The sequence below is a fragment of the Grimontia sp. AD028 genome, assembly GCF_000973155.1.
Classification (GTDB): domain Bacteria; phylum Pseudomonadota; class Gammaproteobacteria; order Enterobacterales; family Vibrionaceae; genus Enterovibrio; species Enterovibrio indicus.
Genome location: NZ_LASY01000041.1, coordinates 35,891 through 53,711 on the forward strand (window position 1 = coordinate 35,891; position 17,821 = coordinate 53,711).

Annotated in this window: 10 protein-coding genes; 3 read left to right on the top strand and 7 right to left on the bottom strand. The window is 49.4% G+C overall.

Annotated features, from left to right (window positions below; all coding sequences use genetic code 11):
- The first annotated feature begins 33 nt into the window (after positions 1 to 33).
- Positions 34 to 1,494 (top strand): glucose-specific PTS transporter subunit IIBC, encoded by a 1,461-nt coding sequence (gene ptsG / locus RN22_RS10020; RefSeq protein ID WP_046304153.1) that lies wholly within the window; start codon positions 34 to 36, stop codon positions 1,492 to 1,494.
- A 168-nt stretch (positions 1,495 to 1,662) separates the two neighbouring features.
- Complete coding sequence (locus RN22_RS10025) at positions 1,663 to 2,559, top strand: DMT family transporter (RefSeq protein WP_046304154.1); 897 nt, start codon at positions 1,663 to 1,665, stop codon at positions 2,557 to 2,559.
- 158 nt (positions 2,560 to 2,717) lie between these two features.
- Here the strand turns inward: RN22_RS10025 and RN22_RS10030 are convergent, their stop codons facing one another.
- From RN22_RS10030 to RN22_RS10040, 3 genes are all read right to left on the bottom strand, one after another.
- Positions 2,718 to 3,638, bottom strand: coding sequence for a DMT family transporter (locus RN22_RS10030; RefSeq protein WP_046304155.1), 921 nt, complete (start codon positions 3,636 to 3,638; stop codon positions 2,718 to 2,720).
- A gap of 124 nt (positions 3,639 to 3,762) precedes the next feature.
- Entirely contained in the window at positions 3,763 to 4,479 is a 717-nt protein-coding gene (locus RN22_RS10035; RefSeq protein ID WP_046304164.1) for an AraC family transcriptional regulator, read from the bottom strand.
- Between the two features lie 158 nt (positions 4,480 to 4,637).
- Positions 4,638 to 5,663, bottom strand: coding sequence for a calcium-binding protein (locus tag RN22_RS10040; RefSeq protein WP_046304156.1), 1,026 nt, complete (start codon positions 5,661 to 5,663; stop codon positions 4,638 to 4,640).
- 471 nt (positions 5,664 to 6,134) lie between these two features.
- On the opposite strand from RN22_RS10040, the gene trpB reads away from it, so the two are divergent.
- Positions 6,135 to 7,358, top strand: coding sequence for a tryptophan synthase subunit beta (gene trpB / locus RN22_RS10045; RefSeq protein WP_046304157.1), 1,224 nt, complete (start codon positions 6,135 to 6,137; stop codon positions 7,356 to 7,358).
- Between the two features lie 354 nt (positions 7,359 to 7,712).
- Here trpB and RN22_RS10050 read toward each other — a convergent pair whose 3' ends face one another.
- The 4 genes from RN22_RS10050 to RN22_RS10065 all read right to left on the bottom strand — a co-directional run bounded on the left by RN22_RS10050 (position 7,713) and on the right by RN22_RS10065 (position 17,344).
- On the bottom strand, positions 7,713 to 10,379 hold the full coding sequence (locus RN22_RS10050) for a DEAD/DEAH box helicase family protein (protein ID WP_046304158.1): 2,667 nt from the start codon (positions 10,377 to 10,379) through the stop codon (positions 7,713 to 7,715).
- A 160-nt stretch (positions 10,380 to 10,539) separates the two neighbouring features.
- The gene (locus RN22_RS10055) at positions 10,540 to 13,764 is read right to left on the bottom strand and encodes a glycoside hydrolase family 3 protein (protein ID WP_046304159.1); all 3,225 of its coding nucleotides are present in this window, start codon (positions 13,762 to 13,764) and stop codon (positions 10,540 to 10,542) included.
- A 374-nt stretch (positions 13,765 to 14,138) separates the two neighbouring features.
- Positions 14,139 to 15,326 (bottom strand): mannose-6-phosphate isomerase, class I, encoded by a 1,188-nt coding sequence (gene manA / locus RN22_RS10060; protein ID WP_046304160.1) that lies wholly within the window; start codon positions 15,324 to 15,326, stop codon positions 14,139 to 14,141.
- Positions 15,327 to 15,436: 110 nt separating this feature from the next.
- A complete protein-coding gene (locus RN22_RS10065; RefSeq protein ID WP_046304161.1) occupies positions 15,437 to 17,344 on the bottom strand; it encodes a fructose-specific PTS transporter subunit EIIC in 1,908 nt (635 codons plus the stop codon).
- Positions 17,345 to 17,821: the final 477 nt, after the last annotated feature.

Consider the following 17,821-nt stretch of genomic DNA (forward strand, 5'->3'; position numbering starts at 1 on the left):
GAATTACACACTTTCATTCAAGAGGGATCTGTTATGTTCAGCTCATTCTTTGGACAAGCACAAAAAGTCGGGCGTTCGCTGATGCTGCCTGTCGCTGTGTTGCCAGCGGCGGGTTTAATGCTCGGTGTTGGTAACTTTGGTTTAACGCAACAACTGTTCTTTCCAGATGCTTTCTGGTCAATCATGATGCAATCCGCGGATATGATTTTCGGCAACATCACGCTGCTATTTGTCATTGGTGTTGCGATTGGTCTGGCGAAAAACAACGATGGTACCGCCGCACTGGCTGCTGTGGCAGGCTGGATTGTGTTTAACGCCGCTATGGGCCAAACCGTTGTACTTCGTGGCATAGAGGAGCATCAGGGGTATTTGACCCAGATGATAGGAATAAACAGCCTTAACACCGGGATATTCGGTTCGCTCCTGATTGGTTCGTTTGCGGCTTACTTCTTTAACCGATTCCACACTATCAAGCTGCCAGACTATCTCGCCTTCTTTGCCGGTAAGCGTTTTGTGCCGATCATTACTGCCTTTGTGTCACTGTTCCTCGGTATCGCCTGTGCCTTTGTCTGGCCGCTGGTGAGTGCCGGTATTTACGGTGGTATTGATGCAGTCAGTGGGCTTGGTCAGCCAGCGGCATTCGGTATTTATGGCTTTGTTGAGCGTGCGTTGATCCCACTGGGTTTACACCATGTTTGGAATGCGGTGTGGTTCTTTGAAGTAGGTAGCTTCGTCAACGAAAACGGCGACGTGGTGCGCGGTGAGCTGCAACGCTTCTTTGCAGGTGACAAAACAGCAACTGGTCTTGGTGGCGGCTTTATGTACACCATGTGGGCTTTGCCAGCGGCTGCATTGGCGATGTATCACTGCGCTGCACCAGAGAAAAAAGTCATGGTGGGTGGTTTGATGGCATCCGCCGCGTTCACCTCTTGGTTAACAGGTATTACTGAACCTGTCGAATTCACCTTCCTGTTCGTTGCACCGGTTCTGTACTTTGTGCACTGTGTACTGACAGGCATTGGCTTTGCTATCACGAACTACTTTGAAATCCTCCACAGCACCGATTTTGCCCACGGCGCGCTGCAGTTCTTCCTCTACTGGGGGCTGTCAGAGAATGCTGCGCTTTACGCCATCATTGGTCCTCTTTGGGCGGCGCTTTACTACTTCCTGTTCCGTTTCGCGATTACCACGTTCGATTTGAAAACGCCGGGTCGCGAAGGAGAAACAGAAGCTGCGACATCCAATGTTGTTGGAGAAGAACTGGCTCACAACTTGGTGTTTGCCATGGGTGGTAAAGGCAACATCCAGAATGTCGATGCGTGTATTACCCGCTTACGTGTCAACCTGAAGGACATCAAGCAAGCCAATATCGACTCGATTAAAGCGTTGGGTGCAATAGATGTGGTGGTAGTTGGTGACAATCTGCAGGCTATCTTTGGTACTCAATCTGACAACATAAAAACGGATATGACTGCGGTACTCGGCTCCTCCTAATTCCCCCTGGAGGGCGGAGTGTCGCTCATATAGGGGCTGGCGAGCTCCTTCTGACTCTTGCGGTGCTTCGGCACCGCTTTTTTTGTGATTTCTCGCAATTTCAATGTTCACCACCGAAACGGAGTGGGATAATGTCTGCCGCTTAGTTCTTTTCATTTTTGGTGTGGAATGTTGTCTGAAAGACGCGCTTCTTTGATTTTGTTGTTTGCTACCGTGTTGGCCGCTTGGGGCTGGATTTTCTCAAAAGAGGCGATTCAAGGACTGCCGCCGTTTGGTTTTGTTGGCCTTCGCTTTATTGCCGCCTCCTTGTTTTTAGTTCCTTTCTGCCTAAAGGCATTCAAACGCTCGCAAAAGGCTGATCTCATTCGCGCGGGCGGTGTAGGGAGCATCCTCTCTTGTGCTCTGCTCTCGTGGATTTATGCCATGTCTGTCAGTACTTCGATTGGTGAGGGCGCATTCATCATGAGCTTGTCCATGTTGTTTGTTCCTCCTATCGCGTGGTTGCTGTTCAAGCAGGCACCACCGAGAATTTTCTGGTTGTCGATGCCAATCGCAGTCTGTGGTTTAGCACTCCTGTCACTTGGTGGTGTGGGTTGGCAGTTATCTGCAAGCCAAATCTGGTTCCTGCTGGCAGCACTCTGTCTTGCGATTCATTTCAATGCCAACAGCCGTTACGCCCAACGTATTCCTGCGTTAGTACTGACCTGCGTGCAACTGTTTGTGACAGGTGTAGTGGCAACGATTGCCTCACTGCTCATGGAAACCTGGCCAGAACATGTGCCATCAAATATCTGGGTGTGGTTTGGGCTCAGCGTGCTTGTCGCAACCAGTCTCCGTTATCTAATGCAAACCTTGGGGCAGAAAGGCGCGAGTGCAGCAAATGCGGCAATTATTATGATTCTGGAACCCGTTTGGACGGTGATCCTAAGTGTAGTTTGGTATTACGAAGCCATGCCTGCCCACAAGATTGCGGGCTGTTCGCTGATTTTGGCGTCATTGTTGATTTATCGTGGTGCACAGCCGCTTCGTAACCTTATCCGTAGAAACACAAAAAGCGGTAGCTAGCCACCAATAGAAGTAAACTAAGGCGACTTAGTGTCGCCTTTTTCTTTAACCATTATCCGGCGTGCAGTAAATCAACACCCGCTTGTCATTGTGTCCTCGTTCCTCGCTGTTGCTGAAACCTATATCTTGGTCTTTCTCAGACATAAAAGACGTCACTATTAAATGACTTCGGTGAGTGGCGATTCTGTGGGTTCCCTTTCCGTTGCCTGCAACACCAAGCAAACCATGATAAGTGCCATGCCCACCCAGCCAATAGGCGCGATGACCTCACCGACGATCAACACCGCGAAACAGGCTGCGACGACAGGCTCAAACAGCGTCAACAAGGTGGCTTTGCTAGCGTCAACGTGACGAAGTCCAAACCCGAAAGCGAGGTAGCCAACAAACATGGGGACCAACGCCATATAGAGTGAGACGCTGGTATTGTTCCAACTAGAGAAAAGGTTGTCGCCAGTGAAGAGCAAGGTCGGCAGTAGCAATAATGCACCCAAGCCAAAAATCGTCGCCATGGCTGAATCAGATTTCACACCAGTATCAATCAACTGCTTTGCCACCCAAGCGTAGGTCGCATAGGAAAGACCTGCTATTAGGCCCAGTAACACGCCGAGCAATTTCTGGCTGTTGTCAGAAGCAACGGCAGCGTGACCTGATTCCGCAAACGTCAGCATGACGATACCGACAGTACCAAGTAAAAAGCTCATCACCCAGCGGAGGCTTACTATATTGGCTTTGCCGAAAAGACGGTTGATGAAGACCGTCATAAAAGGGGCGCTGGCAATCGACACCACAGTACCCACAGCGACACCAGCCATGCGCATAGAAGAGTAAAAGGCGAGGGGATAGATCGCCAGTGCAACAACGCCAATGATCAATGGAGTGCGAGACTCGAGAATCCGAGGCAAGTCTGCCTTAAGAGGTTTTCTTGCCAAGAACGCCAGCAATAAACCACTTACCCCCATAGAAAAAGCACCAATACCCAAAGGACTAATGTCTGGCGCAAACGCTGCTGCGGTCCCGGTCGTACCCCAGAGAATCGAGGAAAATAGAATGGCCAGACTGCCTTGAAGTGAGCGGTCCATATTCAGGAAGATGCCTTTCACTGTTCAATCATCCACTGCAAATTGTTCGAATGAAAACAAGGATAGCGTTGGTTTGGCTATCTAACTTTGCTGAAAGGACGTTTCTTGCCGCTAAAAGGGCGCTTTATTCCCCGTTGCCCGAGAAGACTCTGGGTGACATGCCGAAGTGCGCGGAAAAGCGGCGGCTGAATGCAGAAAGATCCCCATAGCCGACCCGCTCAGCGACTAATTGTACTGGCAAGTCTGTATGTGTCAGCAAGGCTTTGGCTTTTTCCATCCGTTGTAAAGTGATGTATTGAAAAGCGCTCATGCCTAACATCTCTTTGAATCGCTTTTTAAATTGGGTAGGGCTCAAGCAGGCAATCGCAGCCAGAGATTCTATCGAAAGCTCTGAATCCAGATGCTCGACAATGTGTGACTGGACAGCGCGGATTCGGGGATCGGGCACTTCGTTGTTTTCCTGCTGCGCGAGTAAACGAGAGAAAACATCAAATACAGCGCCTTCCAGCAAATCATCTACCTCATGTTCTAACTGTTTTTCCACGAAATAGAGATAACTCAGCAAGGGGGCGCTGATGGAAAACACTGCGAAGTTGGGTGTTGTGATGTTTTTCGGCAGCTTAGCCATGTCCGCCACGATAAACCGAGCGGCTTCGTTGGCGCGGAAGTGATGAAAAGTGCCAGCTTGAATTACCACGCACTCACCAACGCTGACCCCACCGGAATAGTTATCAAGCTCAATTTGGATGGTGCCCTGAAGAGGCAATACCAGTTGATGATAGTCATGCGCATGGCCTTGTCGCTGGCGGGTATAGGCGCGAATGCTGAGGCTGTTTTCCATGATTTCCGTGTCATCCTTGAGCGGGAAAATGCGTTGCGATGACACCGACAGTAAGATAAAAACCAATGCGCCGCAAACCATCCATTTGAAATCCAAAAGGTGGACGCAATACAAATAAGGCGGCCAGAGCCGCCTTAAACGTGAGTTAAACGGAGCGCTTAAACCAGCTCGCAACCTGTTACGAAGTCGATGCAGTTTGCGTCGAAACAGCCCCAAACATTGTTCACCTGAACAGACGTACCATCGCAGAAATCTAGGGTGATGCAACCGCCGGATTTAGTGATGTTGATTTGGTGAATAGAGGTAGCGAGTGAATCATCAACCTGGATTTTGTCATCCCAGCAATTGAAGTCGGTGATTTTGTCGCAGCCGTCATGGGCATCAAAGTAGAAGGTATCTTTACCGCAATTACCTGTGAGAATATCATTGCCCTGACCACCGGCGATCAGGTCATTACCCCAACCGCCATCGAGTTTGTCGTTACCGCAGCCACCGTTTAGGATGTCATTGCCACAGTCTCCGTCCAACTTATCGTCACCGTTTCCGCCAACCAGCTTATCGTGTCCCCAGCCGCCATTCAGGTAGTCGTTGTGGTCGCCACCGTGGAGATAGTCGTTATCGCAACCACCGAACAGTTCGTCACATCCTGCACCACCGAATAACTGATCATCGCCATAGTAACCGACCAACTTGTCATTACCGTTGCCGCCTTTCATGACATCATTGCCGCAACCACCATCAAGATAGTCATGACCGTCGCCACCGAAGAGAGTATCGTGTCCATCGCCCCCCCAAAGTTTATCGTCGCCACAACCGCCCTGGAGGAAATCGTTACCCCATTCGCCCTTTAAGGTGTCGTTACCATTTCCGCCATAAAGCGCGTCATCATCACAACCTCCGTAAATCAGGTCGTGTCCTTCGCCACCCTGAATGGTGTCGCAACCATTGCCACCCTCTAGTTTGTCATCACCACAACCACCCTCAATCCAGTCGTTTCCGTTACCACCTTTGATGTGATCACTACTACCGCTGCCAATGATTTTGTCATGACCGTCGCCACCGTCGATAAGACATTCATTACCATAGGCAACGATGTAGTCGTTGCCGCCCTTGCCGTAAATCCAGTCTACGTTGCAGTTGCTGATGATGGTGTCAGCACAGGTAGATCCATATATGGCTGTCATTATCTATATCCTTCTATTTACATTATTGACGTTGTTTGTGCCCAAATGCATGAAAGGCCATACCAATATGACTGACTTAATGGGCATTGATGTGTGTCGGGGATAAGAATTATCCTGCTGAATAAAAAGGTAATATGAGATTCTCAGGGCTGGGTTTTCACTTGTCGGTAGGCTTAGTGTTGTCTAGCTTTACAGTCATTTGTGGGGAGTAGACACATATAAAGTGTGAGGTGACACAGCAGTCTTACTAACGCAATGTTTTTATTAATAAATTCATGCATTTCTAGTTCGAAGTACCACAAACAGCTGTGAAATGTGATGCACACCGCCATTGGTTGTCACAAAACTGTCGATTTACCGTATTGCTTCTTCTTTAATCAATATATTTTGTGTGGGCTATTCATCAGCCTTTACGCCAACTTTTAGAAAGGCATAAAGGGATCATCCAAGGACAGAGATCAGGAGTGACCCATGCAGAATACCTTTGAACACGCGCAGCCAGATGCGCAGGGATATTTTGGGGAGTATGGCGGCAGTTTTATCCCGCCTGAGTTGGAATCTATCATGATTGAAATTGCGGCTGCCTATGAAGAATGTCGCAAGGATCCTGCCTTTAAAACTGAACTGGCTCGGCTTTATAAGCATTTTGTTGGTCGTCCAAGCCCTATTTTTCACGCTGAGAACCTTTCCGCCAAATACGGCACCAACATCTATTTGAAGCGTGAAGATCTCAACCATACTGGCGCACACAAAATTAACCATTGTTTGGGTGAAGCGCTGTTGGCCAAAAAGTTAGGTAAGAAGAAGTTGATTGCTGAAACCGGAGCGGGTCAACACGGCGTAGCACTGGCAACGGCCGCCGCATTGGTAGGGTTGGAATGTGATATCTACATGGGTGAAGTCGATATTCGCAAGGAGCATCCGAATGTCGTCCGTATGCGCATCCTTGGCGCGAACGTGATTCCCGCTACCCATGGTCGCAAGACTCTGAAAGAGGCGGTAGATGCTGCGTTTGAAGCGTACATGAAAGATCCTATCAGCCAGATTTACGCCATTGGATCAGTGGTGGGGCCTCATCCATTCCCAATGATGGTGCGCGACTTTCAATCCATCATCGGCAATGAAGCCAAAGTGCAGTTTAAAGAGATGACAGGTGGCCTACCCGATAATCTTGTCGCCTGTGTAGGCGGGGGCTCCAATGCGATGGGTTTGTTTACCGCTTTTCTGGAAGACGAAGAAGTGGCCATTCATGGTGCAGAACCAGCTGGTCGTTCGCTGAATGTGGAAGGAGAGCATGCGGCAACCTTGACCCTTGGTGAGCCTGGCATCATGCATGGGTTCAAGTCATATATGTTGAAAGACAAAGATGGCGAACCGCAGGAAGTGTATTCCGTAGCGAGCGGATTGGATTACCCATCGGTAGGTCCGCAGCACAGCTACCTGAAAGACTTGGGGCGCGTAAATTACGGTGCGGTGAGCGACGATGAAGCAATTGACGCTTTCTTTGAATTGTCGCGTTTGGAAGGGATCATCCCTGCTATCGAATCCTCCCATGCTGTGGCCTATGCGTTGAAGCTGGCGAAACAGGGAGAGAAAGGCTCAATCCTGATTAACCTTTCTGGCCGGGGCGACAAAGACATCGACTTTGTGGTGGAAAACTTCGGTAAAGACTACGGTATTGAATCGCTGATTTAATGTGATTGATCAGAATGAGAAACGCCCGCGACTATCGCGGGCGTTTTTTGTGTGGGTGCAACAAGCCACCTGCATGGCAAGGGATAGGAGGCCTGTTGCGAACTCTGCGTGGATAGATATCTAAGCAGAGTGCACAGCAAGCTGTACGTCTATGATAGTGAGCGGCTAACTGACTGAATACAATGAATTGTTACTAAAGTCAGACAAAATTGGCGCATCCAGAGAACAAAAGCTAATGATTTTGTGTCAGGGTTTGGTTCTTTTTTGGTTAATTAGTGTTGAGTTTTGTATACCTGTTTGTATTGATATGAAGACAGTTGATCGCCGCAAGATGCATATTCAATCCCGCGCTTATCAGTTCCATCGATCCTGACGTTTCACTTCATTTTCGAAATTGGATGAAAAAGCCTTCATCTTTGCCTGAAGCAAGGCTTGCCTTCCATCTAGGGTTCTTGTGTAAATCAGTTCGGAAAGGCTGACGTGCTGACACCACGCCTTATAGAAGATCATCGCAGTCTCTTTCTTTGCACCAAACCGAAGAGGAACAGCATGGTAATCGTCGCGCTTGGTGCCTAGAAATTTGCCTTCCCGAATCACCAAATACCTTGGGTTGTCGATCGGCGAAAGAATCTCATGCATGCAATCGGCGAATATCGAAGACTCATAGAAACTGCAGCCAGACAGGGAGAGATAAAATTGCCCATCTGCTGTTTCATAGACATTGACTTTCATTCTGCGGATAGAGGTTTCTACAAATCCTGCCTGACAAAGCGCTTCTGCCAGTGCCACACCCATTTGTTTGAGTGCTCCATCTACGGGCAAGAAACGTAACAAGGTTTTGGTGGTCGCGACGGTTTGCGGAAATTTGTATATAAGGGTGGCAGTGAGTGCCATAGCCAGCAGTAACAATACGTTGCTAGAGCTTTGGAATAAGTGCACCGTCCAAAAAAAGGTGCCGGACAAGGCGATCAACAGCTGTGAAAATAAATAGCGCCAGCTGTTTTTTAGCATGTATCCACGGAGCGCCTGAATTTGTGGTGTTTTGACTGATGGTAATACCCGCGCAGAGCCTTCAACAGTTAGCGCCTTCTTCCAGCGCTCACCCGCGCGTTCAATATCGTTAAAGCGCTGGGTCATTTGCGAGTTGTTGGCAAAAATCGGCGAGGTCCCTTTTTGGACATAATCATGCTTTAGCCATCTCGCAGCCATACGATCAAAGCCACTTTCAATGGTATCGTCTTTCTCTGATAGGCCGACAAAAGTATCAAAGCGTCGCTTGAGATTGTCGTAGTCAGACCAACCGGAAAAAGCCTTTACGTTGATGGCGGCAAGATGCCAAATCGAACTGATTTTATCCGGCGCGCTCTTGTCGATACGGATAGCCCGCCCGCGCATTTGATTGGTGAGCATAAACGAACCGACTGAACTGGCGAGGATCAACGAATTGATTGCAGGTGCATCCCAACCTTCGCCCAACAGCGAACGTGTGCCGACAAGCACCTTGAGCTTGCCTTCCATCAGCAGCGCGGTAAAAGCGATGGTCAGTTGGTTTAGTGGTGCAGTCACCTTCAGATATTGCCCCTCATTACCCATGGCTTGGGTTTTGACTTTGTCATGACCAATATGCGCGATGAGGTCGGGCAATAGTGAAGTAGGAATAATGCTCAGCCTTCCGGTCAGCAGACCTACCTGCTCACGAATGGGTGAGTCTGAGGTGATGGTTTTAAACACGGGCCAAGCGCCGAGATTGGTCTCTCCAGCATCGATTTCTGATGTCAGGTTTTCGTCGCGGATATAGTCAGTCAAAAAGACCTGCCGCAAGGATTCTCCACGTTTTTTAAGTTCAAGGTGATGAATCTTGCTGCAGGCCTCTACCTTGGCGCTGCTTAACGCAAGCGATCGCTCATTGCGACGTGAACGCTCAAGTGATAATTCGCGTTTGTAGAGGAGCTCGTTGGCTCTGAGCTGTTTCTTTAAATCATCGATAAATGACAGATGCTCTTCGCCATGCTGGAAGGTATTGGAGAAGAGCACCGTTTCAATTAATACCTGCCACCAATGTCGGCCAAGCTCTGGAATATCAGTGGCTGTAAGGTCCAACAGTGTTTTCAACTGCGCGTCGAGGGGCAGATTTTTGGCTTTCAGAAAACTCAGCAATGCGATGGCGATTTCGGGTTGCTTGATCACTGCCAGCTCAAACTCGCCTTCACCCAACCAGGGGTGGGCAAGCACGACGGCTTCGAAGGTTGGGTTGCCGAAAAGTGATTGGCAAAGAGTAGACACCTGCTGATCATATTCTTCGATCTGTTTGCTTTCTTTTTGGGTCGCATTGCAGGCCCAGACATAATCCTGATGGGCGCAGAGTGTGCCGGCTTTCACCAATTCGGGGACTGAGATTTCCTCATCAATCGGGCCGCATAGCTGTTCGTATCGCGTCCATTCATGACCTTGTGCATCATAAGGAGGCGTTGCAGTCAGGGAGACCAGCGTGATGTCGGGGATTTCCTGACACACTTTTTCGAGTGCTCGCCACCACTCATTGCGAAGGTGATGGGCTTCGTCGAGGATCAGGACTTTAATCTTGTGGGTTTGCAGAAGCTGAATAAAGCAGTCAACTTCTTCGCCTTCAAGTCCATCGTCATCTTCAAGCGTCGCGGCTTCGTCATCTTCACTGTCCAACACGTCAGAGAGCTTGGTATGCAAAGCCTGATAGGTGATGGAAGTGAGCGTCTTTGGCTCTGTAATAGAATTGCTGACCCAAGGTAATGCCTGTACCGAATCGGTGTCGCAAAAATCTTTAAGACGGTCAATCCATTGGTCGCGTATCACGCGGGTTGGGGAGAGCACCAGAGTCGGTTTCCCCAATAGGCGGAACACCTCCAACCCCAAGGTGGTTTTGCCAGCGCCAGGCGCAGCGACGATGTGCAGTCGTTGATCGTTGAGATGCTCATGAATGGTATCGAGCACGCGGGATTGATAGGGACGCCAGGGGTAGCAAAACGACATAGATTTGAACGGCATGGATTCCTTTCCACATAATATTCAGACATCAAGATGTTACCGTATCAGAGTGGTCTTCTCTTTCGCATGGGCTGGAAAAACGGAGGTTAGTCGGGGGAATTGTCGAGAAAGACAAAAAAAGCCCGCAGAAGCGGGCTTTGAGAGCAATTTCTGAGTCAGCTTATTGTTCCAGTTTGATGTTCCTGATGCGGTAAACCACAGCAGCTTGCGAAGCATTCCAGTCAGACAGCGTTGCAAACGGCGTGTTGACCTTGGTGATGTCTAGCGCGCCCGTGTTTAGTTCAGCAACCGGAACCATCACTGAGTGCCATTGACCAGTAGCCAGACTGCCCAGTGGGTAATCGTTACCAGACCCCGCCGTTGATTCCATTTTCACAACAACCTCTTCGGTTTGCGTTTCACCTGAATTCGCAGGTTCACCATAGGTTTCGATGTAAATATCGAACGTCAGGTTGCCCGACAGGAAGTTGGAAAGGTTCAGTGTTTTACCTTTCACCAATACCAAACCTTTGTAGAACTCTGGACTGCTTGCATCGTAAGTGACTGTGAACTCATGGGTGGCATCAGACGAATCATTGCCTGTCACCACAACGTGGTCAGTGAGGTTTTCCCATGTGTCTGTGCGTGCTTGCCAGGTTGTGATATTTGGTTCCCACGTTTCCCATACATCGACGATATCGCCTTCAAGCGGCGGTTCTACCGGCACTTTCAGCTCTTCACAGGTAATTGCGTCTTCTGCTGCATCCAGACTACGTGGCACATAGCGAACCTCACCCAGATTGAACTCAACTTCCTCGTCTGCATAAATCAGGAATGGGGTATTGAGGATCTGGAAGGCCATGCCTTCGTCGGCAAAACATTGCAGCGGGATCTTGATGGTCGTCCACTTGGTTTCGTCCTGACCGCTTGGTGCTGGCAATACTTTGTGAATAGGCACCTGACCCAGACACGGCCACTCACAGTGGGTTGCCAGAATCATGCTTTGCGGCGCGGTGGATTTCATGTCGATATCAAATTGAAGCGTCGCATCCGCATTCAGATAGCTTTGCTTATCGACAACCTGCTCATCCGCAGTCTGCATGTAAACCTGCGCTGGTGCTTCACCCGTGAACTTCACATTGATCGCATCCTGCTGGTGGAGGTGATCAATCGGCGTGGTGGTGATTGAGCCAATCGTGGTTGGTGTACCGTTAGACACTGTCACGCCGACCCAGCCATTCGATGAGCCTGCAATGCGAGGAGTAAACTCGTCATCGGCTGAACGACCAAAGATTTCTAGATTGGTGGTCGCAATACCGTCATCTGGTGCATCCAGACCACAACCGTATTCACGCGGATCAAGTGGCAGGTTATCTAAGTCGATATTCAGCTTGCTGCTTTTCTTCTTGTTGTAAGAAAGGCCATAGCCGTAAGCGAACAGCGGTGCGTGGTCGCCTTCGATATCCTGTTCCATCTCCGGTGTTTCATAGTTCACCAGATTGGGTGCTTTACGGTTGATGGTGGTGGAACACTTGGTTTTTGGCCAGGAGAAAGAAAGGCGACCGCGGAAGTCTTTGTCATCAACACCAAACAGCACGTCAGTGATACCACCTGCTTCGGTGCCCGGTAGCCATGCTGCAACAAAGGCATCGGAGTGATTGATCTCTTCATTCACGTATAGTGGACGGCCAGAGAAGAACACAGTAACGACGTTGAAACCTTTCTCTTTAAGGGATTTGATCAGACGGAGATCTGCCCCATAGGACGATTTCAAGGTCGCGTATTCCAGCGTTTTGGTTTTGTTGATATCACCAAACATCTCTGCGTAGGCATCTTCCCCGATCACCACGACAGCGGTGGCATTCAGCGGTGCAGCATCAACATCGGTGAAAATGTTCTCTTCACCGACCTGAGCCTGCATCGCCATTAGCATGGTGGTTGCGCCAGGGAAGTCACGCTCAAGCGTATTCTCTGTGCCTTGCCAGGTGAGAGACCAACCGCCGGTTTGTTTCTGGATATCGCTGGCTGCACTGCCGACCACCAGATACTGTTTCTGGGAAGACAGAGGCAGGGCATTGTCTTTGTTCTTTAGCAGAACCAAAGATTGGCTGACGGCTTTACGCGCCAGTTCACGGTGCGCGTCTGAGCCCAGAATGTCCTGTTTACCGGCGAGACGACGTTCGGTTGGCTGAGGCTTCTCCCAAAGGCCTGCGCGCATTTTCACGCGAAGAATACGGGTGACTGCATCATCAATGCGGCTCATTGGAATAGTGCCGTCATTCACCTGATCGATCACATTGCGGTAGAAGGCCTGCCAATCTTTACGGGCTGTCACCATAAAGATGTCGTTACCAGCGAGCACTGCTTGAGGACAGTTGCCTGCGGTGCAGCCGTTGATTTCGCTGTGACCATTCCAGTCGGTGACAACCAAGCCGTCAAAGCCCATTTTGTCTTTCAGCACATCGTTAACGATGTACTTACTGCCGTGGAGCTTTTTATTGTAGTTGTCGGTGCCCATCACGTCGTAGTTAGCTTCGTTGTGCCAAGAGTTAAACGACGTCATGACCACTTGCGCACCAGCATCCAGGCCCGAGAAGTAGCCCGTTGCATGAATATTACGAAGGTACTCTTCGCTATATTCATTCTTGCCACGGTCAACTCCGTCCGTGGTGCCGCCATCGCCCAGCCAGTGTTTCACGTTAGAAATCACGTGGCGCTGGCTTTTCAATCCTTTCTCTCCACCTTGAAGACCTTCAACCATTTTTCCGGCGTATTGGTAGACGATTTCAGGGTCTTCTGAATAGCCTTCATAAACACGCCCCCAGCGATAATCGCGAGGCGTGGCGACGGTGGGAGCGAATGTCCAGTCAAGACCAGTTGCGGCGACTTCACGAGCCGTGGCTTTACCGATTTGTTTGATCAGTTTTGGGTTGTTGGCCGCACCTAAACCGATGTTGTGTGGGAAGACGGTGGCTTTGAAAACATTGTTATGGCCGTGGACAGCATCGGTTGCCCACATGAAAGGAATACGGAAACCACGGTCTGCGTAAGCTTCTTCAAGCGCGAGGTAGTACTTATCTGATTCGTTTGCCCAATCTTGGGCTGTGGCGTATTTGTTGCCGTCAGGCCAGCCGCCACCGCCATTGAGAAGAGAACCCAGTTTGTATTCTTTCGCTTCTTCAGGGGTAACACTGCGAAGGTCGGGTTGGATCATCTGTCCGACTTTTTCTTCCAGCGTCATTTGCGCGAGTATTTCCGCAACTCGGCTTTCTATTTCCGGGTCTTTTTTGATTGCGCTGTTGATCTGAGGCCAATCCGGGTAGTAAGGGACTTTCGATTCAAGAAAGCACCCCGACAGAATGGCCAGTGATGTTACTCCTGACACTATGATTTTTCCTTTGAGCATAGAGCCCCTCCGAGGGTAGTCAGTTCTATTTAGACTGCGTGCTCACTATCTTGCTGGCATATGAAAGCGCTTTCTTTGAATGCAAGATAACTCCCTCGAGCACACTAACTCCTGAGACACTGAGTGTTCAGGAAGCTAGGCATGGTAGGGGCTTTTTCTAATGTTAAACATAGCAAATTAATCAAATATCTTAGCGCATTTGGCTTTAGCAACACTTTCTCAGATGGTGGAAAAAGGTTGTTAAATTGACTGTTACGCATCTCGTTGACGCATATGCAAAAGTTGGAATCGGGTACAAACAAAAAGAAGCCCAGCAAATGCCGGGCGATCTTACTTAGGGGGATTTTCTTAGGTGTGATTAGGGTCAACAGCCCCTAGTTATAGGCGCGGGCAAACAAGCCTTCGCAGCTCGCCTGATAGTCGCCAACGTACGCCGGGATAAATACGGATTCGCCCTTACTCAAAGTGACGCTGTCACCATTCGAGTGGGTAAGAGTCAGTGGTGCATCTACAGCAATCAGGATTTCAGCGCTATGTGTGCTCAGTACTTCATTCAGAGCGTTGCGGTAAACACTGAATTTGAAATCCGGCACAGGAATCGGGTAGTGCTGCGCATTGCCGTCAACGCGTGGCGCCAGCAGGATAGTATCTTCTGGCATTGGCAAGCATCGGGTGCAGGAAATCAGTTCCGGTACATCCATATGTTTTGGTGTCAGACCGGCGCGAAGCACGTTGTCTGAGTTCGCCATGATTTCCAGACCTGTCCCTTTGATATAAGCATGTGGCGTGCAGGCATCAAGGAACATCGCTTCGCCCGGCTGAAGAGTCAGCGTATTCAGGATCAACGGTGAAAACAGACCGATATCGCCAGGGTATTGCTCAGACAGCGTCAACAGCAGTGCAAACAATTCATCAGTTTGGTTGGCATCTGCATAGGCCAGTAATTTAGATACCACTGCGTCTTTGGCTTCGCCTTCCAGAGAAAGCAGGGCACCGAAGAAATCACTCAGGCCTTGTTCGCTCTGGTTGTCTTGCAATGCACTTACCAATGATGCCAACTCTTCGATGTTGAGCTGGTGGAAAAAGCCCAGAATATCGCTGTAGTCTCGAAAGCCGTTCATCGCCGTGTAATCAGTCAGCGCGAAAACCAACTCCGGTTTGTGGTTAGGGTCTTTGTAGTTTCGAAAGCTCGCTGACAGGGGAATACCTGCCGCTTCTTCTTTTGCAAAACCGGCTTCCGCCTGCGCTTTGCTTGGGTGAACCTGCACTGACAACGCTTTTTCAGCACACAGCACTTTGAACAGGTAAGGCAGTTCACCAAATTGCTGGGTAGTGGATGCGCCCAGAATGTTTTCCATGTCTGAGCTGATGAAATCTGATAGTAGGGTTTCTTTGTTATCGACAGCGATGTTTGAACAGCCATTTGGGTGAGCACCCATCCAGATTTCCGCTTGCGGTTTGTTCTCTGGGTTTGGCATATCAAACAGTTCAGTCAGTGAAGTGTGACTGCCCCAGGCATAGTCCTGGATAACGTTTTTCAGAGGAAAAAATTGAGTTGTCATTGTTCTTCTTTAAGCCTTCGAAATCTGGCAAGGAGTCTATCAAATTATGGCTCTGCGTAGCTGATTTCACGCAAATAAAACGCTCCCCTTAGGGAGCGTTCTTCGCAAGATTAAGCTGTTGCTACTTCGTTTTGCGCTTTCGCCTGACGCATTTTCTTGAGGGATACTGCAACCAGAGCAGTCACCACTGCACCCGCAGCCATACACGCCAACGCTAGTACAGGTTTGTTCATTGCACCCAGAAGGGCAACCACTGGACCACCGTGCGCTACGCTGTTGGTGATGCCGAAGGAGAAGGCCATTACCGCAGCAACCATTGAGCCGATAACGTTCGCAGGAATCACTGACATTGGGTCTTGTGCTGCGAAAGGAATCGCACCTTCAGAGATACCCACCAGACCCATGGCACCGGAAGCTTTACCCGCTTCGATTTCAGACTGTTCGAAGATGTTGAACTTGCGGCCAATAACCGTAGCCAGCGCCATACCTAGAGGAGCAACAGGAATCGCACATGCCATTGCCCCCATGAACTGTGTTTGACCGCTTGCAATCATGCCTACTGAGAACAGGAATGCCACTTTATTGAATGGACCGCCCATGTCGAAGCCAGCCATACCACCCAGCACAATACCCAGCAGGATAACGTTACCTGTGCTCATGTTGGTCAGCATAGTATTCAGGCCTTCCATCAGTCCCGCGATTGGCGCGCCGATAACGAAGATGAACAGACCAGCAATGAACAGAGAACCTGTGATTGGTGCAATCATGATTGGCACCAATGGCTGGATAAACTTGTGATAGTTACGGGTAGCTACCCATTTCACGAAGTAACCCACCAGCAGACCTGCAACGATAGCACCGATGAAGCCTGTACCTGCTTCTGCGCCATAGAACGAACCGTTGTTGGCAATCCAGCCACCAATCAGGCCAGGAGCCAGACCTGGACGGTCAGCAATCGCGTAAGCAATGTAACCGGCAAGGATTGGGATCATCAGGGTGAAGGCAACCACGCCCACATCCAACACTTTGTTCCACATGCTGCCAGGAGGGATCGCCATGCCTGCTTCGGTAGGCTGACCACCAATTGCCAGTGCCAGTGCGATCAAAAGGCCACCGGTTACTACGAATGGGATCATGTGAGATACGCCATTCATCAGGTAACGATACAAATCAGAGCGTGCCTGAGAAGCTTTGCTTTCAGACGACTCAGATGCTTTGTCATCAGCAGAAGCAACGTATGCTGGAGCTTCCAGCGCTTGATTGATCAAGCCTTTTGCATCTTTGATTGGCGCTTTAACTCCGGTTTTGATCAGACGTTTGCCAGCAAAACGGGTCATGTCCACTTGCTTGTCACAGGAAACGATAATCGCTTCTGCGCGGGCAATTTCTTCTGCAGTCGGGCTGTTTTTCACGCCGATAGAACCGTTGGTTTCTACCTTCATTTCATAGCCCAGTTCTGCTGCACCTTTCTCCAGTGCTTCTGCCGCCAGATAAGTGTGTGCAACACCTGCAGGGCAACCAGTCACACCAATCAGCAAACCTTTATTGGCTTCTGGTGTTTCCAGTTCTTGTTTTTTCTCGAGTAGCAGAGCGAGTGCCTCTTTAGCGCTTTCGGCTTTCATGAAGCTTTCGATAAAGCCATCTTCAATCAGTTTTGAAGACAGTTCAGCCAGCACTTCAATATGGTGGTTTGCGCCGCCGTCTGGCGAAGCAATCATGAAAAAGAGTTTTGAAGGCAGGCCATCTTCAGCACCGTATTCGATGCCTTCGCGGCTGATACCGATAGCAACAGCAGGCTCAATCACTGCAGCACTTTTTGCGTGCGGTAGGGCAACACCATCTTCGAAGCCGGTGTTACCCAGTTCTTCACGGGCGTGAATATCAGCCAGGAACTGTGCTTTGTCGTTGACTCTGCCCTGAGCATGCAGAAGTTCAATCATCTCTGCAAAAACGTCTTCTTTGGACGTTGCTTTCAGGTTCAGGCAAATCAGATCTTCATTGATTAGCGATGTAATCATGATGTCTATCCCTCAAAAGTTTTTGTTTTTAACGGCTCTCACCAATAGATATATTTTCCCGTTTTCGCGTGTACTGTTTGAAGAGGAGAGATAAGGCTTTTACTGGATATTTGTAACATTGAAAGTGAGGTGTGATCTTGTTCTCAGTAAGAGAAGAGTGACAGGTTCGTAAAAATATGCATTAAATAGTCTAATAAACAGTAATTTATATTTTTATTGTCATCGCTTTGGATGAATTAGTCGTTTGTGGAAATAACTGGATGCTAGAGATTAGTAACCTTAAGGTGGCATCGAACGACCTGTTTTTGGTGAGCCTAGTCACGCATTGGATATGTGCTGTAGAGATTCTCTGGCTGACCAAAGTGTGCAGGCGCATAATCGGCGCGTTAACGGGTTCTAGGGGCTGTTGACCTTTGGTGATGATTTTTGCAGCAGTTTGTGGGGATTTTATGCAAGGCAGAGGCTTCGATGTGTAGC

Bases quoted from the DNA above. Each gene is read 5' to 3' on its own strand.
- ptsG (WP_046304153.1), top strand. From the start codon at position 34: ATGTTCAGCTCATTCTTTGGACAAGCACAAAAAGTCGGGCGTTCGCTG.
- RN22_RS10025 (WP_046304154.1), top strand. From the start codon at position 1,663: ATGTTGTCTGAAAGACGCGCTTCTTTGATTTTGTTGTTTGCTACCGTG.
- RN22_RS10030 (WP_046304155.1), bottom strand. From the start codon at position 3,638: ATGGACCGCTCACTTCAAGGCAGTCTGGCCATTCTATTTTCCTCGATT.
- RN22_RS10035 (WP_046304164.1), bottom strand. From the start codon at position 4,479: ATGGAAAACAGCCTCAGCATTCGCGCCTATACCCGCCAGCGACAAGGC.
- RN22_RS10040 (WP_046304156.1), bottom strand. From the start codon at position 5,663: ATGACAGCCATATATGGATCTACCTGTGCTGACACCATCATCAGCAAC.
- trpB (WP_046304157.1), top strand. From the start codon at position 6,135: ATGCAGAATACCTTTGAACACGCGCAGCCAGATGCGCAGGGATATTTT.
- RN22_RS10050 (WP_046304158.1), bottom strand. From the start codon at position 10,379: ATGCCGTTCAAATCTATGTCGTTTTGCTACCCCTGGCGTCCCTATCAA.
- RN22_RS10055 (WP_046304159.1), bottom strand. From the start codon at position 13,764: ATGCTCAAAGGAAAAATCATAGTGTCAGGAGTAACATCACTGGCCATT.
- manA (WP_046304160.1), bottom strand. From the start codon at position 15,326: ATGACAACTCAATTTTTTCCTCTGAAAAACGTTATCCAGGACTATGCC.
- RN22_RS10065 (WP_046304161.1), bottom strand. From the start codon at position 17,344: ATGATTACATCGCTAATCAATGAAGATCTGATTTGCCTGAACCTGAAA.